Source organism: Nocardia sienata NBRC 100364, from assembly GCF_001613205.1.
Taxonomy (GTDB): Bacteria; Actinomycetota; Actinomycetes; order Mycobacteriales; family Mycobacteriaceae; genus Nocardia; species Nocardia sienata.
On sequence record NZ_BDBX01000019.1, the window covers coordinates 137,802 to 160,180 of the forward strand.

Genomic DNA, 22,379 nt, shown 5'->3' on the forward strand with positions numbered 1-22,379 from the left:
GAACGGCCCGGACCGGCGCGATGCGGCCCGGGCCGGGAATTCAGCGGACGCCGTGGGCGGCGGCCACCATATTGCGCAGGGACGCCTCCACCTCGGCCGGGCGGCGGGTCTTCAGGCCGCAGTCGGGATTGACCCAGAGACGTTGCGCTGGAACAGCTTTCAGGGCGGCGCGCAAAGACGCGGTGATCTCCTCGACGCCGGGCACCCGGGGCGAGTGGATATCGTAGACGCCCGGTCCCACGCCGGCGGCGAAGCCCGAGGCGTTCAGATCGTCCAGCACCTCCATACGGGAGCGGGCGGCCTCGATGGAGGTGACATCGGCATCCAGCCCGGCGATGGCGTCGATCACCTCACCGAACTCCGAATAGCACAGGTGGGTGTGGATCTGGACGGAGTCGGCCACTCCGGAGGTCGCCAGCCGGAACGCGTGCACCGACCAGTCCAGGTAGGTCTGCTGCTCGGCCTCGCGCAGTGGTAGCAGTTCACGGAGCGCGGGTTCGTCGACCTGGATGATCCGGATACCGGCGTTCTGCAGTTCCACCGTCTCGTCACGGATCGCCAGGGCCACCTGCCGGGCCGAATCCGCCGGCGGCTGATCGTCGCGGACGAAGGACCAGGCCAGGATGGTGACCGGGCCGGTGAGCATGCCCTTGACCGGTTTATCGGTGAGCGATTGCGCGTAGGTTATCCAGTCCACCGTCATCGCGGCCGGGCGGGAGACGTCACCGAACAGGATGGGCGGGCGTACGCAGCGGGTGCCGTAGGACTGCACCCAGCCCAGATCGGTCGCCGCGAACCCGTCCAGTTGTTCGGCGAAATACTGGACCATATCGTTGCGTTCCGGTTCGCCGTGCACGAGGACATCGAGCCCGAGTTCCTCCTGGAGGGCGATGACCTCGCCGATCTCGGCCCGCATCCGTCGCACGTACTCGTCCCGGTCGATCTCTGCGGACCGCAGCGCCGCCCGGGCCAGCCGGATGGCCGCGGTCTGCGGGTAGGAGCCGATGGTGGTGGTCGGCAGCGGCGGCAGCTGCAGACGCTCCTGCTGCAGGATCCGGCGCTGTTCGGCCGGAGCCCGTCGCGCGGCATCCGGACCCAGCGCGGCCAGTCGCGCGCGTACCTGCGCGTTGCTGATCCGGGGATCGGCGCGGCGGCTCGCCGCGGCGGTGCGGGCGGTGTCCAGTTCCGTGGCGACCGCCTCGGTGCCGGAACGCAGGCCCGTGGCCAGCACGCGCACCTCGGTGGCCTTCTCGGCGCCGAAGGCGAGCCAGGAGCGAAGCGTGTCGTCGAGTCGTGTCTCCACCGCCAGCGAGTACGGAACGTGCAGCAGCGAGCACGAGGTGGAAACCGCCAGTGTCCGCACGCTGCCCAGCAGCGTGGCCAGCGTCGACAGCGCGCCGTCGAGGTCGGTGCGCCAGATATTGCGGCCGTCGACCACACCCGCGACCAGCAGTTTGTGCGATAACGCGGGGACGGCCGCCACCGCGGCGACATCGGTACCCGCGACCAGATCGACGGCGATCCCTTCGATATCGGTGGCGGCCAGGGCCTCCAGCGCGGCGCCCGGATGCCCGAAATAGGTGGCCACCAGCATCGCCGGGCGCCGCGCCGCCGCGGTGAGTTCGGTGTAGACCCGTCGGACCGTCGCCAGTTCCGCCGCGGTGAGATCGGTGACCAGCGCGGGCTCGTCGAGTTGTACCCAGTCCGCGCCCGCGTCCGAGAGCAGCGGCAGTAGCTCGCGGTACAGCGGGATCAGCTCGTCGATCCGGTCCAACGCCGCACCACCGGTGCTCTTGGCCAGTTTCAGGAAGGTGACCGGTCCGATGACCACGGGCCGGGCCCGCACGCCGAGTTCGATCGCTTCGGCCACCTGGGCCAGCAGGTCTTGCGGATGCAGGCCGAAGGTGGTGTCCGGGCCGAGTTCGGGCACCAGGTAGTGATAGTTGGTGTCGAACCACTTGGTCATCTCCAGCGGTTCCACCGACTCGGTTCCGCGTGCGGCGGCGAAATAGCGGTCCAGCCGATCCGCGATACCGGCGACCCGGGCGGGCAGGGCGCCGAGGAGGACTGCCGTGTCGAGCATCTGGTCGTAGTAGGAGAAGGTGCCGACGGGGATCGAATCCAGCCCGGCGGCGGTCAGTTCTGCGAACTGGTTTCGGCGCAGGACACGACCGGTCTCGTGCAGCTGCGCCGCATCGATCCGGCCCGCCCAATACGACTCGGTCGCGCGTTTGAGTTCCCGGCGTGGCCCCACCCGGGGAAGCCCGAGAACCGTTGCGGTGAACGGATGGTGCGAAATAACAGTCACGGTGTTCTCCAGTGCTGTGAAGTTCGACGGACATCGCCGTTACCGGGCGCACGGCACCGATGAGACCCCGAACGACCCGGTCGTACGGCCGGGCCGGATGTCAGCACTGGTGGCGGCGCCCGCTCCACGAGGCGACGGCCACCGGATACGGCGTATCCGGTACAACCGGCAGGTCTTCGGACTCGCGGGCACCGGCCTGTCGGCCGACCTACTGGCCGTCGCTTCCCGGGCGTACTGCCCAGTGCTGATGACGGCGGTCGTTCCTGCTCACCGCTGCGGGACAGTTCCGGATTCCCACCGGATTCCCTCTCACCCGCGTGGTGCGGGCTTCGGCGCCGGGGGCGGACGTTCGGGGCTCCTGTTCGTCCGGCCGGCGGACCAGCTGCGGATCCACCATAACGCGGACGCGCCGAGCCCGCCCGCGGCGGCTCGAACAGTATCCGGATCCGCGTCCGGCTTCGCACATCTTCGTAAGATGCCCGGACCGCTCGGATAGCCGGGAGATGGCCGCAGCGGACGATACGCACAGGCCGGGATCGTGGGCGGTGAGATATGACGCTGCGGTGAACAGGACTTCGCAGCGTTGCCATACGAGCTTGTGAAGATTGTGCGAAGTGGACTTCGCTGTCGCTCCTGGGTGTGGCGCCGGGTACGTTGGTTCAATGTTCTCGAAAGTCTTGGTTGCCAACCGCGGCGAAATCGCCATCCGAGCCTTCCGCGCGGCGTACGAGCTCGGTGTCGGAACGGTTGCCGTCTTCCCGCACGAGGACCGCAATTCGGTCCACCGCCTGAAGGCGGACGAGGCATACGAGATCGGCGAGGAAGGTCATCCGGTCCGCGCCTACCTCTCGGTCGACGCCATCATCGAGGCGGCGAAGACCGCGGGCGCCGATGCGATCTACCCCGGCTACGGGTTCCTGTCGGAGAATCCCGATCTGGCCGCCGCGTGCGCGCGGGAGGGCATCACCTTCATCGGACCGTCGGCCGAGGTACTCGAACTGGCGGGCAACAAGGCCCGCGCGATCGCGGCCGCGCGCGCGGCCGGGCTGCCGGTCCTGGATTCGAGCGCGCCGTCGGCCGATGTGGCCGAGTTGCTGGCGGCCGCGGAATCCATGGAGTTCCCGGTCTTCGTGAAGGCTGTCGCCGGCGGTGGCGGACGCGGGATGCGCCGGGTGGCCGAGCCGTCCGGGCTGCGGGAGGCGATCGAGGCGGCCTCGCGCGAGGCGGAGTCGGCGTTCGGTGATCCGACGGTGTTCCTGGAGCAGGCCGTGGTGAACCCGCGGCATATCGAGGTGCAGATCCTGGCCGATACCCAGGGCGATGTGATGCATCTGTTCGAGCGGGACTGTTCGCTGCAGCGGCGGCACCAGAAGGTGATCGAGCTGGCGCCGGCCCCGAATCTGGATCCGGAATTGCGGGACCGGATCTGCGCGGACGCGGTGGCCTTCGCCCGGCAGATCGGGTACAGCTGCGCGGGCACGGTGGAGTTCCTGCTCGACGAACGCGGCAATCACGTGTTCATCGAGATGAATCCGCGGATCCAGGTGGAACACACGGTGACCGAGGAGATCACCGATGTGGATCTGGTGCAGTCGCAGTTGCGGATCGCGGCCGGGGAGAGTCTGGCGGATCTGGGACTGAGCCAGGACAAGGTGACCATTCGCGGCGCGGCGCTGCAGTGCCGGATCACCACCGAGGACCCGGCCAACGGCTTCCGCCCCGATACCGGTCGCATCACCGCCTACCGCACCCCCGGCGGCGCCGGTATCCGGCTCGACGGCGGCGCGAACCTCGGCGCGGAGATCGGCGCCTACTTCGATTCCATGCTGGTCAAGCTCACCTGCCGCGGCCGGGACTTCCCGGCGGCGGTGGCGCGGGCCCGGCGGGCGCTGATGGAATTCCGGATCCGCGGTGTCACCACCAATATCCCGTTCCTGCTCGCGGTACTCGGCGACGACGATTTCACCGCGGGCCGTATCACCACCTCGTTCATCGACGAGCGCCCGGAACTGCTGGCCACCCGCGAACCCGCCGACCGCGGCACCAAGATCCTGAACTACCTGGCCGATGTCACGGTGAACAAACCGCACGGCGCCCGCCCGACCACGGTGTACCCGCACGACAAACTGCCCGCGATCGACCTGTCGGTGCCGCCGCCGGACGGTTCGCGGCAGAAACTGCTGACGCTGGGCCCGGAGGGATTCGCGCGGGCGCTGCGCGAACAGAAGGCGGTCGGGGTCACCGACACCACCTTCCGCGACGCGCACCAGTCGCTGCTGGCGACCCGGGTACGCACCAACGGCCTGCTCGATGTGGCCGGGCATGTGGCGCGACTGACCCCGGAACTGCTGTCCATCGAGGCCTGGGGCGGGGCGACCTACGATGTGGCGCTGCGGTTCCTCTACGAGGACCCGTGGGAGCGGCTGGCCGCGCTGCGCGAGGCGATTCCGAACATCTGCCTGCAGATGCTGCTGCGCGGCCGCAACACCGTCGGCTACACCCCCTATCCGGAACGGGTGACCCGGGCGTTCGTGGCCGAGGCCACCGAGACCGGTATCGATATCTTCCGAATCTTCGATGCCCTGAACAATGTGGACCAGATGCGTCCGGCCATCGACGCGGTCCGGGTAACCGGTACCGCGATCGCCGAGGTCGCGCTGTCCTACACCGGTGATCTCACCGACCCGGACGAGAAGCTCTACACCCTCGACTACTACCTCAAGCTGGCCGAGCAGATCGTGGACGCGGGCGCGCACGTACTGGCGATCAAGGATATGGCCGGACTGTTGCGCGCGCCCGCCGCGGCGAAACTGGTGACCGCGCTGCGCAGCAATTTCGATCTGCCGGTCCATGTGCACACCCACGACACTCCGGGTGGGCAGCTGGCCACCTATCTCGCCGCCTGGCAGGCCGGTGCCGACGCCGTCGACGGCGCGTCGGCCGCCATGGCCGGCACCACCAGCCAGCCCGCGCTCTCGGCGATCGTGGCCGCCGCCGCGCACAGCGAATACGACACCGGGCTGAATCTGCGCAATGTCTGCGATCTGGAGCCCTACTGGGAGGCGCTGCGCAAGGTGTACGCGCCGTTCGAATCCGGTCTGCCGGCGCCCACCGGCCGCGTCTACACCCACGAGATCCCCGGCGGGCAGCTGTCGAACCTGCGCCAGCAGGCCATCGCCCTGGGGCTGGGCGACCGGTTCGAGGAGGTCGAGGCGAAATACGCGGCCGCGGACCGTTTGCTGGGCCGGCTGATCAAGGTCACGCCCTCCTCCAAGGTGGTCGGTGACCTGGCGCTGTCGCTGGTCGGCTCCGGTATCGATATCGAGCAGTTCGCCGCCGATCCGGGTCGCTACGACATCCCCGATTCGGTGATCGGTTTCCTGCGCGGCGAACTCGGCACACCGGCCGGCGGTTGGCCCGAGCCGTTCCGGGAGAGAGCGCTCGCCGGCCGGAGCGCGGCAAAACCCGAATCCGAGTTGTCCGCCGCGGACGAAGCGGGCCTGGCCGGTAGCTCCGAGGAGCGACGCGCGACCCTCAACCGGCTGCTGTTCCCCGGTCCGACCGCGGAGTTCCTGGCGCACCGGGAGAAATACGGCGATACCACCGGCCTGTCGGCCAACCAGTTCTTCTACGGCCTGCGCCACGGCGAAGAACACCGGGTACAGCTAGAGAAGGGCGTCATCCTGCTCATCGGGCTGGAGGCGATCTCCGAACCCGACGAACGCGGGATGCGCACGGTCATGTGCATCCTCAACGGGCAGTTGCGCCCGGTATCCGTGCGTGACCGTTCCATCGCCAGTGAGATCCCGGCCGCGGAGAAGGCCGACAAGAACAACCCGCATCACATCGCGGCGCCCTTCGCCGGCGTCGTGACGCTGACCGTGGCCGAAGGGGAAGCGGTCGCCTCGGGCGACACCATCGGCACCATCGAGGCCATGAAGATGGAGGCCGCCATCACCGCGCCGCGCGGCGGGGTGGTGGGCCGGGTGGCCATCACGCAGGTACAGCAGGTCGAAGGCGGTGATCTGCTGGTCGAGCTGGGCGAGCGCGAATCCGAATGACCCGGATCGTCGCCGGGACCGCCGGTGGGCGGCGCCTGAAGGTGCCACCCGCCGGGACCCGGCCCACCTCCGACCGGGTGCGGGAGGCGGTGTTCTCCTCGATCGAGGCGTGGATGGACCTCGCCGGCGCCCGGGTGCTCGACCTCTACGCCGGTTCGGGCGCGCTCGGGCTGGAGGCGCTGTCGCGTGGCGCCGCCGCCGCACTGCTGGTCGAATCCGACCGCCGGGCGGCCGGGGTGCTGCGCGGCAATATCGCCGAGTTGGGCCTGGCCGGTGCACAGGTGCGGATCGGGACGGTGACGCAGGTGCTCGCCCACGGCGGCGCGGGCGCTTTCGATCTGGTGTTCGCCGATCCGCCCTACGAGTTGCCGACCGAGGCCGTCGAAGGGGATCTCACGGCGCTCGCCGCGTACGGTTGGCTCGCCGAGGATGCGTTACTGCTGGTCGAACGCTCCGCCCGGTCGGTCGAGATCGACTGGCCCGCAGGCTTCGAGGGTCGTGCCGCCCGGCGCTACGGGGAGACCCGGATCGAGTCGGCGGTGTACGTCGGCGCGGACCCGGCGAACCGGGACGAACCTGCTAGCGTCTGATCCATGGCAGGAGCTTTGTGCCCGGGATCCTTCGATCCGGTGACCAACGGCCATCTCGATGTGTTCCGGCGGGTAGCCGAGCAATTCGACGAGGTCGTGATCACGGTGATGATCAACAAGAAGAAGCAGGGCATGTTCTCGATCGACGAACGGATCGAGATGCTGCGCGACGCCACCGCGGATCTGGCAGGCGTGCGGGTCGCCTCCTGGGACGGTCTGCTGGTCGATTTCGCCCGGGAGCAGGGCATCACCGCCATCGTCAAGGGGCTGCGCGACGCCGGTGATTTCGGCTACGAACTCCAGATGGCGCAGATGAACAAGAAGCTCTCCGGTGTGGACACCTTCTTCATCGCGACCAACCCCACCTTCAGCTACCTGTCCAGCTCCCTTGTCAAGGAAGTGGCGGCCTTCGGCGGCGATGTCAGCGATATGCTGCCGCCGCTGGTACACAAACGGCTACTCGACCGGCTGGCCGAGCGAGCGGGCTGACCCGGACCGCGCGGCGGTCACTTCCCGGGCCCGCTGCAGCGGCCGGAACACCAGACCGCGCAGCGCCAGGAACCGCAGGCCCCCGACCACGGCGCTGATCGCCAGCACGGCCGCGGCCTGGGCGGGCTCGTTCAGTGCCGGGGCCAGGACCTCCAGCGCGGCCAGGGCCGCGGTGCTGATACCCAGCCCCAGCAGCGCCAGGCCGCCGCCTTCCCACTGCGCGGTGAACCAGCCGACCCGCTCGGCGGCGTGAAAGGTGAGCCGGCGGTGTAGTTCGTTGGCCAGGACGGTACTCACGACCGAACCGGCCACATTGGCGAGCAGCGGCCCGGCGCCGGTGAGGGTCAGGAAGAGCAGGACATAGGAAATATTGCTCAATCCGCCGACCAGTGCGAAACGAATCAACTGCGGGAACGCACGGTCACCGCGCAGGTACTGCAGGAGGCGCTGCCGCCAGGCGGTGGGGGTGAATGCTTCCGGCCAATCGATATCCAGATCCCCGGTGGTCAGTGCCGTGGAAGTAGGCAACTGCAGGATGGTCATGGGCGGTTCCGATCGGGCAAGGGACAGACACCCCTCCGCGCCGCGGTTGGGCTCCCCAAGAATTTAACACCAAGCGGAGGGTGGGTCTCCAGTTGATTGTGTGACTCTGCAGATATCGGGCAGAACGGCGACACACCGAAAGTAGGTTCGGCGCATCCACCGGCCCGGGGCACACTGGGAACGGCGTGATGTGTCGCCGATCGTCAGCAGGAGGACTTTGAGCATGTATCGGGTATTCGAGGCGCTCGACGAACTGGTCGCCATAGTCGAGGAGGCACGCGGTATCCCCGCGACGCGCAACTGCATCGTGCCGCGTCCGGAAACCCTCGATCTGCTCGACGACGTGCGCGATGCGCTGCCCACCGAGATCGACGACGCCCAGGATGTGCTCGATCACCGGGACAAGATCGTCGACGACGCCCGGGGTCTCGCGCAGGACACCATCCGCTCCGCCGACGAACAGGCCGCCGGCACCGTGGCCGACGCCCGCGCCGAGGCCGACCGGATCCTCGCCGAGGCCAAGGCGCACGCCGACCGGATGGTCGCCGAGGCCACCGCGCACGCCGACCGGATGGTCGATACGGCCACCGCCGAGGCCGAACGCCTTATCGCCGACGCCAAGGCCGAGTACGAGGTGGTCACCGGCCGGGCCCGCGCCGAAGCCGAACGGACCGTCGAAGCCGGCCAGGCCGCCTACGACCGCTCGGTCGCCGAAGGCCAGGCCGAGCAGCGTCGGTTGGTGGAGGACACGGAGGTGGTGCGGGCCGCGCACGCCGAATCGGCCCGCATCATCGACACCGCGCACGCCGACGCCGACCGGATGCGCGCCGACTGCGACCACTACGTCGACACCAAACTCGCCGAATTCGAGGACACCCTCGGCAGCGCGCTGCGCACCGTCGGCCGGGGCCGCCAGCAGTTGCGCAACGGGTCTGGGGTGCCCGATTACGCCGCGGAGTTCCGGCGGTGAGCTGTGTTTGTTTGCGCGCCTCCGGCGCGCGGGTCGGGGCCCTGTAACCCCGATTCTTCCCTCCTCCGTTCAGTCGCTGCGCTCCTTCGCTCCGTCGGTCCAGAATCGCTCCGTCGGTCCAGAATCGGGGGCGGGCCCCGACCGTGGAGGTAGACCATCAGAAATAGACAGAAGGTGCATGCTGTCGTGCGCCTGGACCGGCCTGGGGAGGTGCACGTCGCCGCAAGTGCTCAATGGTCACCAGTCTCTGGACTTTCGGCTGCATACGCTCCAGAAACGGGGGCGGGCCCGACCACGAATGCCGGCCATTCGGAGTAGACGAAAGGTGCTCGGCGGACCGAAGTCGGTACTTCCCGCCATGGACGGTGACCGTCCGCGATCGGTCGCTGCGTTCCCACCGAGTTTTGCCGGTCCGACCAAGCCGCGTACTGTGGTGTAGTTGCTCGCCGATTCCGGCGCAAAACCAACAGCCCCGACCCACCCAGTGGAGTGTTTGCGATGCCTGCCGATACCACCGCGCGCTCGCGTTCGGGTGCACCTCGTGCACACGGCGCGGGCTTCGTGCTGGATGTCCGCAGCCTCGGTCGCGCCCCGGGCTCGATGCGCGAACTGCGGCGGACGGTCACCACCACCGAACGACTCGGACTCGACCTCGTCGGCGTACCCGTCGGCGCGGAGGTCGAACTGGATCTGCGGTTGCAATCGGTGTCCGAGGGAGTGCTCGTCACCGGCACCCTCGAGGCACCGGTGGCCGGTGAGTGCTCACGGTGCCTCGAACCGTTCACCGATACCGTGCGGTTGTCGCTGACGGAGTTGTTCGCCTACCCGGACAGCGCCACCGACCAGACCTCCTCCGAGGATGAGATCTACCGGATGAGCGACGACCTCATCGACCTCGAGCCCCTGGTAGTGGACCAGCTGGGTCTGGAATTGCCGCTGCAGCCGCTGTGCTCGCCGGACTGCCCGGGCCTGTGCCCGGAGTGCGGCGTCCGGATGGCGATTGCGGGATCCGATCATGGGCATGAGATACTTGATCCCCGCTGGGCCGGGCTGGCGAAATTCGCCTCCGGATCGCCCGGCAGCGGCAGCCCCGACGAGGGTGCGGCCACCGGAGATCATTCCACCGAGACAGCACGTAACAGTACAGAGGAGAAGTAGTCGTGGCCGTTCCCAAGCGCCGGATGTCCCGTTCCAACACCCGGTCGCGGCGCAGCCAGTGGAAGGCCGCCGCCCCCACCCTGATCACCTGCCCGAACCGGGCGTGTGGTCAGAAGACCCCGCCGCATATCGCGTGCCCCTCCTGCGGTACTTACAAGGGCCGCCAGGTCGTTTCCGCCGTCTGACCCCGCGACCGTTGACCGCGGGTAAAGACGAGCCCGGTGAACCGGGTGATCATTCGGGTCTGCTCGCCGCCCTGGGCGTCGAGGTGGCTCCGGAATTGTTGCGATTGGCACTGACCCATCGCTCGTACGCGTACGAGAACGGCGGCCTGCCGACCAATGAGCGGCTCGAGTTCCTCGGGGACTCCGTGCTCGGTCTGAGCATCACCGAACGGCTCTACCATGAGCATCCGGAGAAATCCGAGGGTGAGCTGGCCAAGCTGCGCGCGAGTGTGGTGAACATGCACGCGCTCGCCGAGGTGGCACGCAACCTGGGTGAGGGTGGTCTGGGCGCGCATCTGCTGCTCGGCAAAGGTGAGGAACTCACCGGCGGCCGGGACAAGCCCAGCATCCTCGCCGACGGTATGGAATCGCTGCTCGGTGCCGTCCACCTCGAGCACGGCATCGACGTGGCCCGTGAGGTCGTGCTCCGGCTGTTCGCCGATCTGCTCGAACGCGGTCCGCGGATGGGCGCGGGGCTGGACTTCAAGACCAGCCTGCAGGAGTTGACCGCCGAACGCGGTCTCGGTGTACCCAGCTACGAGATCACCTCCACCGGCCCCGACCACGACAAGGAATTCACCGCGACCACCGTGATCGCCGGGGATGCCTACGGTCAGGGGGTCGGCCGGTCGAAGAAAGAAGCCGAGCAGAAGGCGGCGGGCGCGGCCTACCGCGCGTTGACCGGCGAATCCTGAATGCCCGAACTTCCCGAGGTGGAGGTCGTACGCCGCGGCCTCACCGAACATCTGTGCGGGCGGACCGTGGAATCGGTCACCGTCACCCATCCGCGGTCGGTGCGCCGGCACGAGGCGGGTGCCGCCGATATGGCGGCCCGGCTCACCGGGCTCACGGTGGCCGCGGCGCAGCGGCGTGGGAAGTATCTGTGGCTCACCTTCGACGAACCCGGCGGCGGATCCGCCGATACCGCGCTGGTCGTGCATCTGGGTATGAGCGGGCAGATGCTGGTACAGCCCGCCGGCGCACCGGTGGAGAAGCACGCACATATCCGGGCGACCCTCGACGACGGGCGTGAACTGCGCTTCGTCGACCAGCGCACCTTCGGCGGCTGGGTACTGGCACCGCTGGTGGAGGTGGACGGTGATCTGCTCCCCGACCTGCTCGCGCATATCGCCCGTGATCCGCTGGACCCCCGGTTCGACACCGAGCGGGTGATCGGTGTGCTGCGATCCAAGAACACCGAGATCAAGCGGGTATTGCTGGATCAGGCCGTGATCTCCGGGATCGGCAACATCTACGCCGACGAGGCGCTGTGGCGGGCGAAGGTGCACGGCGGCCGGATCGCCTCGGCGCTCACCCGTCCGGTACTGCGCACCCTGCTCGCCGAGGCCCGCGCGGTGATGACCGACGCGCTCGCCGCCGGCGGTACCTCCTTCGACGCCCTGTACGTGAACGTGAACGGCGAATCAGGGTACTTCGAGCGTGCCCTGGCGGTGTACGGGCGCGGCGACCGGCCGTGCCCGCGCTGCGGGGCGGTGATCGTGCGGGAGAAGTTCATGAACCGCTCGTCCTATTCCTGCCCGCGCTGTCAGCCGCCGCCACGCGGGCGTCGCGTTTCCTCCTGACGACCCTCTCGCGCCCGGCCCGGCGGCGGGTTACGGTGGGCCTCGGCAAGATCACCGACCCGGTCCGGCTGGGAGGCAGGCCATGCGCAAGCTCACCTATTACGTCGCCGCCACCATCGATGGGTTCATCGCCACCGAGGACGGCTCGGTGGATTTCTTCCCGGTCGGCGGCGACCACGGTCCCGCCATCACCGCGCAGTATCCGGAAACGCTACCGTCGCGGGTGCGCGAATCGCTGGGTATCACCAAGCGCAACGAGAACTTCGACACCGTGATCATGGGCCGCAGGACCCACGATTTCGGGGTCCGTACCGGTACCGCGAGCCCGTACGCGCATCTGCGGCAGTACGTGGTGTCCACTACGCTCACCGCCCCGCCGGACCCGGCGGTGGCGCTGATCGGCGCCGATCCGGTCGCCGCGGTGGCCGAACTCAAACGGGAGCAGGGTCTGGGCATCTGGTTGTGCGGTGGCGGTGAACTGGCCCGGGCGCTGCTGCCGGAGATCGATCAGGTCTTCCTGAAGCTGTATCCGATCGTGCTGGGCCGTGGACGGCCGCTGTTCGGGACCGGTCCGCGACTGCCGGATCCGGCGTGTTTCCGGGTGATCACCAGCCAGGTCTTCGAGGATGGCGTCGCCTTCGTCAAGTACGGCCGGGTGGGTTAGGTGGTGGCGGGCGAGTCGCCGGGGGCGGAGCAGGCCGGATCGCCCGCGCCGGGGCCCATCGCGGCCTTGCGCGAGATCGGATTCTGGCTCGAACGAGACCGGGCGCAGACGCACCGGGTGAAGGCCTACCGCCGGGCCGCCGACACCCTCGCCGGCCTCGACGATGCCGCGGCCGATCGGCACCGCCGGGACCGCAGCTGGCAGGAGCTGGCGGGAATCGGCCCCAAAACCGCCGCGGTGATCGAGGAGGCGTACGCCGGGACCGTGCCGCGCTATCTGGCCGAATTACGTGCCGCCGCGAAACCGATCGGCGCCGAAGGCGCGCCCCTGCGTGATCTGCTGCGCGGTGATCTGCACACCCATTCGGACTGGTCCGACGGCGGCAGCCCGATCGCCGAAATGATGGGCTGTGCCGCCGCGATCGGGCACGAGTACTGCGCCCTCACCGACCATTCGCCGCGGCTGACGGTGGCCAATGGGCTATCGGCCGACCGGCTCCGGCGGCAACTCGACGTGGTGGCCGCACTCAACGCGGAACTGGCGCCGTTGCGGGTACTGACCGGAATCGAGGTCGATATCCTCGACGACGGCTCGCTCGACCAGGACGCCGATCTGCTCGCCGAACTCGATATCGTCGTCGCCAGTGTGCATTCGCGGTTGCGCGACGACCGCGACACCATGACCCGGCGGATGGTGTACGCGGTGGCGAACCCGAATGTCGATGTGCTCGGCCACTGCACGGGCAGGTTGGTCGAAGGCGGGCGCGGTACCCGGCCGGAATCGGATTTCGACGCCCGGATCGTGTTCGAGGCCTGCCGCCGCTACGGTACGGCGGTAGAGATCAACAGCCGCCCCGAACGGCAGGACCCGCCGTCGCGGTTGATCCGGCTCGCAGTGGAGATGGGCTGTGAGTTCTCCATCGATACCGACGCGCATGCACCGGGCCAGCTGGACTGGCAGGGCTACGGCTGTGCCCGCGCGGTGGCCGCCGAGGTCCCGCCGGAGCGCGTCGTGAACACCCGCCCCGTGGAGGAACTTCTGGAGTGGACCCGTACTCCTGGCGGCTGACCGGCGGAAACGTGCGGGGTGCGGGATCTGACGGGCGGGCAGATCCGCGACCTGTTCCAGGGGCGGGTGTCGAACTGGCGGCAGGTCGGTGGTGCCGATCAGCCGGTACGCGTGGTCAACCGCTATGCGGGTTCGCGTGTGTGCCACCCAGGCTCCTGACGGTGTCGTGGCGGTGCCGGTGGCGCCGACCGTACCTTCGAGTCCGCGATGAGCGGCGGGCCGAAAGGCCGTGCGCAGGCGCCGTGGGCCGTACGGCGCGATCGGCCGAGGTCGGGTGCACGGTGTGGCGACGGCGGGTGGCAGGATCGCGAGCATGGTTGACAACACCTCTACGGCATCAGCCCCGGCAGCGGGCGAGACGGCGCCCGCGGCGCAGGCCGGGCCGACCACCCTGTGGGTGGAACGGACGGGTACTCGCCGCTACACCGGACACAGTTCGCGCGGCGCCGAGGTGCTCATCGGTTCCGAAGGCGTGCCCGGCGTGTTCACCCCCGGTGAGCTGCTGAAGATCGCGCTGGCGGCCTGCTCGGGGATGAGTTCGGATCTCCCGCTGTCGCGGCGGCTCGGTGACGACTACGACGCCACCATCCGGGTGTCCGGCGCCGCCGACCGGGAGAACGAGGTGTATCCGCAGCTCGACGAGGTCTTCGAGCTCGATCTCAGCGAGCTCGACGCCGCGGCCCGGGACCGGCTGCTGGTGACGGTGCAGCGAGCCATCGACAAGGTCTGCACGGTCGGCCGTACCTTGAAGGCCGGCAGCAAGGTGACGCTGTCGTTCGATATCGACACGGTCGACTGATCGTGGCCGCGGCTACGGAAGGAACCGACCCGGTGCGGTTGAGCGCCTGGGTGCACGGATATGTGCAGGGCGTGGGCTTCCGATGGTGGACGCGGGCGCGGGCGCTGGAACTCGGCCTCACCGGGCATGCCACGAATGCCGCCGACGGCCGGGTGCACGTGGTGGCGGAGGGGCCGCGTGCCGCGGCCGAGGGGTTGCTGGCGCTGTTGCGGTCGGGGGATACGCCCGGCCGGGTGGACCTGGTGGTCGAGTCGTGGGAGCCGGCGCGGGGCGGGCTGGGAGGTTTCGTCGAGCGGTAGTCCCGCGAGATCACCGCCCACCTTGACATAACACAGTGGAAGGTGCACTCTGAGTGCATCCACTGTGGAAGGTGGTCCGACCTGTAAGGGGAGCGGTAATGGAGATCACGACGGGAACCCGGGCCTCGGACGCCGAACGCGATCGAATCGTGCGCGATCTGAGCCGCCATCTCGGTGACGGCCGCATCGACCTGTCCGAATACGATCAGCGGGTCGCGCAGGTGTACCGCACCACCACCCGCGAGGAGCTCACCGGCGTCCTCGCCGACCTGCCCACCCTGGCGCCGGCGCGTTCGGCGTCACCGCGCTCGCGTTTCCCGATCTGGCAGCGGATCGAGGGCACCGCGTGGCTCACGGTCAGCGTGCTGGTGCTGGTGATCTGGGGCGCGATCTCGCTGGGCGTCGGCGAGTTCACCTATTTCTGGCCCATATGGGTCATCGGCCCGTGGGGTGCGGTGCTGGCAGTGCGGGCGGCAACCGGTATCGAGAGCGGCCACTGCCATCGCCGGAAGATATAACGCCCGGTAGCCTTCGTGACGTCCGGCCGGTGCGAACGCCCGGCCGCGGTCGCCGGCGTACCCGGCAATCGATCGGCCACGGCCGGTGCGCCGGTCGGTGATACGGCGCCGCAGGCCGATACGATGGCTGATCGGCCTGGGCGAGGCGGACAGTCACGGAGGCGGAAAGGGTCGTCGGCGTTGCACCTGAAGAGCTTGACGTTGAAGGGATTCAAGTCCTTCGCGTCCGCGACGACCCTGCGCTTCGAGCCCGGGATCACCTGTGTGGTGGGACCGAACGGATCCGGTAAATCCAATGTCGTCGACGCGCTCACCTGGGTGATGGGCGAACAGGGCGCCAAGGCGCTGCGCGGTGGGAAGATGCAGGACGTCATCTTCGCCGGCACCTCCGGGCGGGCCCCGCTGGGCCGCGCCGAGGTCACGCTGACCATCGACAATTCCGACGGCGCCCTGCCCATCGACTACGCCGAGGTCTCCATCACCCGCCGCATGTTCCGCGACGGCGCCGGAGAATACGAGATCAACGGCAACTCCTGCCGGCTCATGGATGTGCAGGAACTGCTCAGCGACTCCGGTATCGGCCGGGAAATGCATGTCATCGTCGGGCAGGGGCAGCTCTCGGCGATCCTCGAATCGCGCCCCGAGGACCGGCGCGCCTTCATCGAGGAAGCCGCCGGTGTGCTCAAACACCGCAAACGCAAGGAAAAGGCCGTTCGCAAACTGGATGCGATGCAGGCCAACCTGGCCCGGCTCACCGACCTCACCACCGAACTCCGCCGCCAGCTCAAACCGCTGGGCCGGCAGGCCGAGGTCGCGCGCCGGGCACAGACGGTGCAGGCGGATCTGCGCGACGCCCGATTGCGGCTGGCCGCCGACGATCTGGTCACCCGGCGCAACGAACTGCAGAGTCAGCAGAGCAAAGAGGCCTACGCACGGGAACAGCAGATCACCGTACGCAGCGAGCTGGATGCCGCCAATGCCGCGCTCGCCCAGCAGGAATACCAGCTCTCCCGGCTCACCCCCGGCGCCGAGGCCGCCGGACAACTGTGGTTCCAGCTCTCCGCGCTCTCCGAACGGGTCAACGCGACCATCCGGATCGCCGGCGATCGCGCCCGGCACCTCGATACGGCCGCCCCCGCGAACACCGGCCGCGACCCCGAGCAGCTCGAGGCCGAAGCCGACCGCGTCGAGGCCGAGGAAGCCGAACTGCGTGAGGCCGTCGAGATGGCGACCGAAACGCTGGAAGCCGCGCGGGACGCTCTCGGCGACCGCGAGCATGCCGCCAAGGCCGCCGAACAGGCGCATCTGGCCGCGGTACGGGCCATCGCCGACCGGCGCGAGGGGCTGGTCCGGTTGTCGGGGCAGGTCGAGAACCTGCGCACCCGCGCGCAATCGATCGACGCCGAGATCGTGCGGTTGTCCACCGCCATCACCGAGACCCGTGCCCGGGGGACGGCTGCGCGGTCGGAATTCGACGCGGTACAGGACGAACTGGCCGAGCTGGAGGCCGGCGAGACCGGGCTCGACGCCCAGCACGAGCACGCCGTGGAGGCGCTCGGCCTGGCCGACCGCCGGGTCACCGAATTGCGCGCCGAGGATCGGGAAGCCGGTCGTCTGGTCGCCTCGCTGACCGCGCGGATCGAAGCGCTCGGTATGAACCTGGCCAGCCGCGACGGCGCGGCCTGGCTCACCGAGAACCAGCCGGCCGGACTGCTGGGCCCACTGTCGGGGCAATTGCGGGTACACGCCGGGTACGAGCCGGCGGTGGCGGCGGTACTCGGCCCGGTGGCCGAAGCGGTGGTGGCCGATACCGGAGAAACGGCGCTGGGCGCACTGCGGGCGCTGGGGAAGGCCGACGGCGGGCGGGCCGCGCTGGTGTACGAGGGGCCGGAAGTGGCAGATCCCGCGGAACCGGAACTGCCGGGGTCGGCGCGCTGGCTGCTGGACGTGGTGGACTGCCCGGGGCCGGTACGGGCGGCCGTGGTGGCGCTGACCCGCCGGGTCGCGGTGGTCGACGATCTGGACGCGGCGTCGGCGCTGCTGACCGCACGCCCGGAACTGCGGGTGGTCACCCGGGAGGGCGATCTGGCCGGGACCGGATGGTTTGTCGGCGGTTCGGATCGGTCTCCGAGCCGGTTGGAGATCCAGGCGGGTATCGATGCCGCCGAAGCCGATCTGGTCGCCGCCCACCGGCACGCCGAGGAACTGGAGGCGAGTCTGGCCGGGGCGCTCGACGAGCAGACCGACCGCAAAGAAGCGGTCGACCACGCCTTACTGGCCCTGCACGAATCCGATCAGGCCCTCAATGCCGTGTACGAACGGCTCGGCCGGCTCGGTGCGGCCGTCCGCGCGGCCGACACCGACGCCGAGCGGCTGACCGGCCAGCGCGCCGACGCCGAAACCGCGCACGAGAAAGCGATCGGCGAGCTGGCCGAGCTCGAGGACCGGCTGCGGCACGCCGAGCGCGAACAGGCCGATACCGACAGCGAGGCCGCGGGCGCTGCCGGGACCGAGGCCGCCGCACTGGCCCGGGAAGAGGCCGCCGCCGCCCTGGCCGAAGCCCGGGCCATGGAGGTGGAGGCGCGGCTGGCGGTGCGTACGGCCGAGGAGCGTGCCGAATCGGTCCGCGGTAAGGCGGAAACGCTCCGGCGCGCCGCCCGGGCCGAACGCGAGGCGCGGGCCCGGGCCGAACGGGCGCAGGCCGCCCGGCGTCAGGCCGCCGGCGTCGCCGCCGCGGTCGCCGGATCCGGTGCGGATCTGGCGGCCGAACTCGAGAAAGTGGTGGCGGCCGCCGCCGCGCGCCGCGACGAATTGGTCCGGCGGCGTACCGAATGCGCCACCGAAGTGGACCGGATCAAAGAGCGGGTACGCGCCCTGAACGCCCAGCTCGAGCAGCTCACCGACGCGGTCCACCGCGACGAGGTGGCCAAAGCGCAGGCGGCGTTGCGGATCGAACAGCTGGAAGCCACCATCGCCGAACAGTTCGGTATCGCGCTCGACGATCTCATCGCCGAATACGGTCCCGAGGTCGCCCTGCCGCCCAGCGACCTGGAGATGCGGGAATACGAGCAGGCCAAGGAACGCGGTGAGCAGGTCAGCGCACCGGTCCCGATGCCGTTCGACCGCGCGTCACAGGAGCGGCGCGCCAAACGCGCCGAAAAGGATCTGGCCACTCTCGGCAAGGTCAACCCGCTGGCCCTCGAGGAGTTCGCGGCGCTCGAGGAACGCTACAACTTCCTGGCCACCCAGCTCGAGGACGTCAAGAAGGCCCGCCAGGATCTGCTGGACGTGGTGGCCGAGGTGGACGCGCGGATCCTGCAGGTCTTCACCGACGCCTACGCCGATGTGGAACGGGAGTTCGTCCAGGTTTTCGCCGCGCTGTTCCCCGGCGGCGACGGCCGGCTGCTGCTCACCGACCCCACCGATATGCTCACCACCGGTATCGAAGTGGAGGCGCGGCCGCCCGGGAAGAAGGTCAAGCGGCTGTCGCTGCTGTCCGGCGGGGAGAAATCACTGACCGCGGTGGCGCTGCTGGTGGCCATCTTCCGCGCCCGTCCCTCGCCGTTCTATGTGATGGACGAGGTGGAGGCGGCACTCGACGACACGAACCTGCGCCGGCTCATCGGACTGTTCGAGCAGTTGCGGGAGAAGAGCCAGCTGATCGTCATCACCCACCAGAAGCCGACCATGGAGATCGCCGACGCGCTCTACGGCGTGAGCATGCGCGGCGACGGCATCACCCAGGTCATCTCGCAGCGATTGCGCGGGCACGAGCTCGCGTCCGCCGGGAGCCCGGCACAGTAGCCGCCGCGCCGTATGCCCGGCGATGCCGTGGGCCCGCGCCGGCGTTCAGAGCAGGTCGCTGACGTCGTCGGGCACGTCGACCGCGTATTTGCGCAGGATTTCCATAGCTATCACTTCCAGGGCATTCTCATGGGTCGCCGCCAGCACCACCGGTGCGGCGACACCGTCCTCGTGCGCGTGTAACCAGCGCACCGCCACGACACACCATCTGTCCCCCGGCTGGAGCCCGGGGAAATTGTTCTCCGGACGAGGCGTGCTCAGATCGTTTCCGATGGACGCCTGATGCTCGAGGAACTCTGCGGTGACGACCGTGCACACGGTATGGCTGCCCAGGTCCTCCGGGCCGGTGCTGCAGCAGCCGTCCCGGTAGAACCCGGTCAGAGGATCGGTGCCGCACTCTTGTAGCGGACCCCCAAGCACGTTTCGATCGGTCACATCGCCGATCCTATTGGCCTGCCGCGAGAAGTTCCGCAGGACAAGAAATCTCACCGGTGGTGTTCGCGGGGCTGAGCTGGGGATGTGCCGGGTGCGTGGCGGCGGGTGCGGACCTCCGCCGCGCGGGCCGGGCCGGGTAACCTACCGCTCGGTACCGCTCTGGAAGGATGGTCGGCGTGAGTGCGCAAGCCTGGATTCTGATCGCAGTGATCGCCGCCGTACTGCTGGTCGCGCTCGTGGCCGGTTTCGTCCGGTACAAGCGCGGCCGGATCTCGCTGACCGCGCCGGCGGAGAAGGGAGAGCTGACCGACCGGTCGGGTGGGTATCAGGCGGCGGGTGGTTTCTCCTTCAGCCGAGGCGGCCAGGGTGTCACCGCCGCCCCCGCGCCGCCGGGGGGCAGCCGCGCAGAACCGTCGGCTCCGAGTCCCACTGAGCGGACCGATGTGGAGGGTCAGCCGCATATCGGTGACGACGCCGCCATCCCGCGAGACGCTCCGCGCCGCGGCATCACCGATGTACCGCTGCCCGAAACCGATACCGTCGACACCGCGCCGACCGGAACCGAGTCCGGTGCGGTCACCACCGACGGCACCGACACCGTCGCGCCCGAGACCGCGGAGACGCCGGCGGACACCGGCAGCACCGGGCCGGTTACAGAGACCGGCGGTGGCCCCGCGACCCCGGATACCGCGGCCGAACCGGCTGCCGAGCAGGCGAGTGCGCCCGCCGAGGCAGGTGCCGAGCCCGCGGTGGTGGCTCCCGATACCGCCGCCGGAGCTCATCTGGTGCCGGAGGTCGAGGAGATCGCGCCGACCTCGGGTCGGCTGACCCGGTTGCGCGGCCGGTTGTCCCGGTCGCAGAACGCGGTCGGCAAGAGCCTGCTGGGCCTGCTCGGCGGTGGCGACCTGGACGAGGATTCCTGGGAAGAGGTCGAGGACACGCTGGTCCTGGCCGATATCGGTACCGCGGTCACCACGGTCATCGTGGAACGGCTGCGCGAGGAGATGGCCGCCCGCAGTGTCCGGACCGCCGAGGACGCGCGATCGGTACTGCGCGATGTGCTGATCGAGTCGCTGCGGCCGGAACTGGACCGTTCGGTGCGCGCGCTGCCGCACGCCGACCATCCGTCGATCCTGCTCGTGGTCGGCGTGAACGGCACCGGGAAGACGACCACCACCGGCAAACTCGCCCGGGTACTGGTCGCCGACGGCCGCCGGGTGCTGCTGGGCGCCGCGGACACCTTCCGTGCCGCGGCGGCCGACCAGCTGCAGACCTGGGGTGAGCGGGTCGGTGCGGACACCGTGCGCGGCCGGGAGGGCGCCGATCCGGCAGCCGTCGCCTTCGACGCCGTCTCCACCGGTATCGACGCCGGTGTGGACGTGGTCCTGATCGACACCGCAGGCCGGCTGCACACCAAGACCGGGCTGATGGACGAACTGGGCAAGGTCAAACGGGTGGTGGAGAAGAAGGCTTCGGTGGACGAGGTGCTGCTCGTACTCGACGCCACGGTGGGCCAGAACGGTCTCGCGCAGGCGCGCATCTTCGCGGAAGTGGTGGACATCAGCGGTGTCGTACTGACCAAGCTCGACGGCACCGCCAAGGGCGGAATCGTCTTCCAGATCCAGCACGAGCTGGGCGTTCCGGTCAAACTGGTGGGTCTGGGCGAGGGCGCCGACGATCTGGCGCCGTTCGAGCCCTCGGCCTTCGTCGACGCGCTGCTGGGCTAGGTGCGCGAGAAACGAGGCTCTTCACTGTTGGCTACGGGCGGTGGACGCGGGCGCTCCCGGGCGCTATGAGCGGCTCGTAGTGTTCGGTATAGAGTTTCGCGACCAACTCGCCCCGGCTCGCCACGGCGACCTTCTCGAAAATCGCCTTCACATGGTCTCGGACCGTGTGCGGCGACAGGAACAGCCGGCTCGCGATCTCCGTGGTCGACAGCCCGCGCGCGATCAGTTCGGTCACCTCACGCTCGCGGGGCGTCAGCTCGTAGGCGGCGATGACCAGCGTGGCGATCTCCGATACCGGGGCGGGCCCGATCGTCATCGCGGTCATCCCGTCGGTGGCGTCGGCACCACGCAGGCACGAGGCATGACATATCAGCCACTCGCCGGTGAGCGCGCGCATCCGGATTCGCGCGTTCGCGCCCGTCTCGCGGGCACGACCGACGGTGCTGCGAATCCACACCGGTAGCGGTAGGTCGAGACCGGACGGCGTCGCCGCGCGCGGCTCCGGCGGCATATCCGCGAGGAAATCGCGGGCCTCGTCATTGATCGACATCAGGTTTCCCGCACGGTCGAAAAGCAGCATTCCCGGCGTATCGGTGGGCCGCCGCGGCGGCTGCGCGGATTGGGCGTACGAGCGCAGCCGCTGCGCCACCGGGCTCGACAACGAGCCGACCACTGCCATCTCCTCGGCCCGGAAGGGTGCTCGACCGCGCTCGCGGAACAGACTGACCTGTCCCCAGGGCCTGCCGTCGACCCGGAACACGGCACGCAATTCGTCGTCGAAGCCCCGGGGCCGCATGAAATCGCGATACAGCGGGCTCGACAGCGGACGATCACCGGTGGCGTCGCGCAACCCGGAAACCGGAACCGCGGACTTCGTCAGATGCCGGAAGGGATTGACGGCATCGACGAGGAATTCCGATTCCCAATAGATGCCGCATCCCCCCGGCCGGAGGTTCTCGATCCGCACCGGTGCCGCGGTCAACCCGTTGATCGGATCGGTGGCAACCCATACGGCCGCATCGAAGGGCGCGATCCGGCGCAGGCGGGCCGACGTCACGGCGAACAGGCCCGCCGCGTCGGGCGCTGCGGCGATTCCCGCCAGAAGTCCGCTGGGGGGCTCACCGATCGACTTGCTCATG

19 protein-coding genes and 1 riboswitch are annotated in these 22,379 nt (G+C 69.2%); of the genes, 15 read left to right on the forward strand and 4 right to left on the reverse strand.

Annotated features, from left to right (window positions below):
• Positions 1-40: 40 nt before the first annotated feature.
• Complete coding sequence (gene metE, locus NS4_RS12270) at positions 41-2,308, reverse strand: 5-methyltetrahydropteroyltriglutamate--homocysteine S-methyltransferase (protein WP_063059635.1); 2,268 nt, start codon at positions 2,306-2,308, stop codon at positions 41-43.
• Between the two features lie 170 nt (positions 2,309-2,478).
• Positions 2,479-2,616, reverse strand: a riboswitch (cobalamin riboswitch).
• 354 nt (positions 2,617-2,970) lie between these two features.
• On the opposite strand from metE, the gene NS4_RS12275 reads away from it, so the two are divergent.
• From NS4_RS12275 to coaD, 3 genes are read left to right on the forward strand one after another with little or no spacing between them, the layout of a single operon-like run.
• Entirely contained in the window at positions 2,971-6,369 is a 3,399-nt protein-coding gene (locus NS4_RS12275) for a pyruvate carboxylase (RefSeq protein WP_063059636.1), read from the forward strand.
• On the forward strand, positions 6,366-6,959 hold the full coding sequence (gene rsmD / locus NS4_RS12280) for a 16S rRNA (guanine(966)-N(2))-methyltransferase RsmD (RefSeq protein ID WP_063059637.1): 594 nt from the start codon (positions 6,366-6,368) through the stop codon (positions 6,957-6,959). Before NS4_RS12275 ends, rsmD begins: the two co-directional genes overlap by 4 nt.
• A gap of 3 nt (positions 6,960-6,962) precedes the next feature.
• Positions 6,963-7,448: a pantetheine-phosphate adenylyltransferase gene (coaD, locus tag NS4_RS12285; protein WP_030521814.1), complete on the forward strand. Its 486-nt coding sequence runs from the start codon at positions 6,963-6,965 to the stop codon at positions 7,446-7,448.
• On the opposite strand, the gene NS4_RS12290 is transcribed toward coaD, so the two are convergent.
• Entirely contained in the window at positions 7,416-7,991 is a 576-nt protein-coding gene (locus NS4_RS12290; RefSeq protein ID WP_084487146.1) for a GtrA family protein, read from the reverse strand. The genes coaD and NS4_RS12290 overlap by 33 nt on opposite strands.
• A gap of 223 nt (positions 7,992-8,214) precedes the next feature.
• Here NS4_RS12290 and NS4_RS12295 point away from each other — a divergent pair, with 223 nt between their 5' ends.
• From NS4_RS12295 to smc, 11 genes are all read left to right on the forward strand, one after another.
• Positions 8,215-8,961 carry a DivIVA domain-containing protein gene (locus NS4_RS12295; protein WP_063059638.1) on the forward strand — a complete coding sequence of 249 codons (747 nt, stop codon included), beginning with the start codon at positions 8,215-8,217 and terminating at the stop codon, positions 8,959-8,961.
• Positions 8,962-9,459: 498 nt separating this feature from the next.
• Positions 9,460-10,119: a YceD family protein gene (locus NS4_RS12300; protein ID WP_174552089.1), complete on the forward strand. Its 660-nt coding sequence runs from the start codon at positions 9,460-9,462 to the stop codon at positions 10,117-10,119.
• A gap of 2 nt (positions 10,120-10,121) precedes the next feature.
• Positions 10,122-10,304, forward strand: a complete 183-nt coding sequence (rpmF, locus tag NS4_RS31475; protein WP_039825884.1) for a 50S ribosomal protein L32 — start codon at positions 10,122-10,124, stop codon at positions 10,302-10,304.
• 11 nt (positions 10,305-10,315) lie between these two features.
• Positions 10,316-11,038, forward strand: a complete 723-nt coding sequence (gene rnc, locus NS4_RS12305; RefSeq protein ID WP_063041739.1) for a ribonuclease III — start codon at positions 10,316-10,318, stop codon at positions 11,036-11,038.
• Complete coding sequence (gene mutM / locus NS4_RS12310) at positions 11,039-11,926, forward strand: bifunctional DNA-formamidopyrimidine glycosylase/DNA-(apurinic or apyrimidinic site) lyase (RefSeq protein WP_063059639.1); 888 nt, start codon at positions 11,039-11,041, stop codon at positions 11,924-11,926.
• A gap of 82 nt (positions 11,927-12,008) precedes the next feature.
• Positions 12,009-12,590 (forward strand): dihydrofolate reductase family protein, encoded by a 582-nt coding sequence (locus tag NS4_RS12315; protein ID WP_063059640.1) that lies wholly within the window; start codon positions 12,009-12,011, stop codon positions 12,588-12,590.
• 3 nt (positions 12,591-12,593) lie between these two features.
• On the forward strand, positions 12,594-13,658 hold the full coding sequence (locus tag NS4_RS12320) for a PHP domain-containing protein (RefSeq protein ID WP_063059704.1): 1,065 nt from the start codon (positions 12,594-12,596) through the stop codon (positions 13,656-13,658).
• 313 nt (positions 13,659-13,971) lie between these two features.
• Positions 13,972-14,457, forward strand: a complete 486-nt coding sequence (locus NS4_RS12325; protein WP_084487164.1) for an OsmC family protein — start codon at positions 13,972-13,974, stop codon at positions 14,455-14,457.
• A gap of 32 nt (positions 14,458-14,489) precedes the next feature.
• A complete protein-coding gene (locus NS4_RS12330; protein ID WP_157106016.1) occupies positions 14,490-14,756 on the forward strand; it encodes an acylphosphatase in 267 nt (88 codons plus the stop codon).
• Positions 14,757-14,854: 98 nt separating this feature from the next.
• Positions 14,855-15,274, forward strand: a complete 420-nt coding sequence (locus NS4_RS12335) for a DUF1707 SHOCT-like domain-containing protein (protein WP_063059642.1) — start codon at positions 14,855-14,857, stop codon at positions 15,272-15,274.
• Between the two features lie 180 nt (positions 15,275-15,454).
• The gene (gene smc, locus NS4_RS12340) at positions 15,455-19,078 is read left to right on the forward strand and encodes a chromosome segregation protein SMC (protein WP_063059643.1); all 3,624 of its coding nucleotides are present in this window, start codon (positions 15,455-15,457) and stop codon (positions 19,076-19,078) included.
• 45 nt (positions 19,079-19,123) lie between these two features.
• On the opposite strand, the gene NS4_RS12345 is transcribed toward smc, so the two are convergent.
• Positions 19,124-19,513 (reverse strand): DUF2237 family protein, encoded by a 390-nt coding sequence (locus NS4_RS12345; protein WP_030521801.1) that lies wholly within the window; start codon positions 19,511-19,513, stop codon positions 19,124-19,126.
• Positions 19,514-19,689: 176 nt separating this feature from the next.
• On the opposite strand from NS4_RS12345, the gene ftsY reads away from it, so the two are divergent.
• Complete coding sequence (gene ftsY / locus NS4_RS12350; protein ID WP_063059706.1) at positions 19,690-21,240, forward strand: signal recognition particle-docking protein FtsY; 1,551 nt, start codon at positions 19,690-19,692, stop codon at positions 21,238-21,240.
• Between the two features lie 31 nt (positions 21,241-21,271).
• Here ftsY and NS4_RS12355 read toward each other — a convergent pair whose 3' ends face one another.
• Entirely contained in the window at positions 21,272-22,378 is a 1,107-nt protein-coding gene (locus NS4_RS12355; RefSeq protein WP_063059644.1) for a helix-turn-helix transcriptional regulator, read from the reverse strand.
• Position 22,379 lies beyond the last annotated feature (1 nt).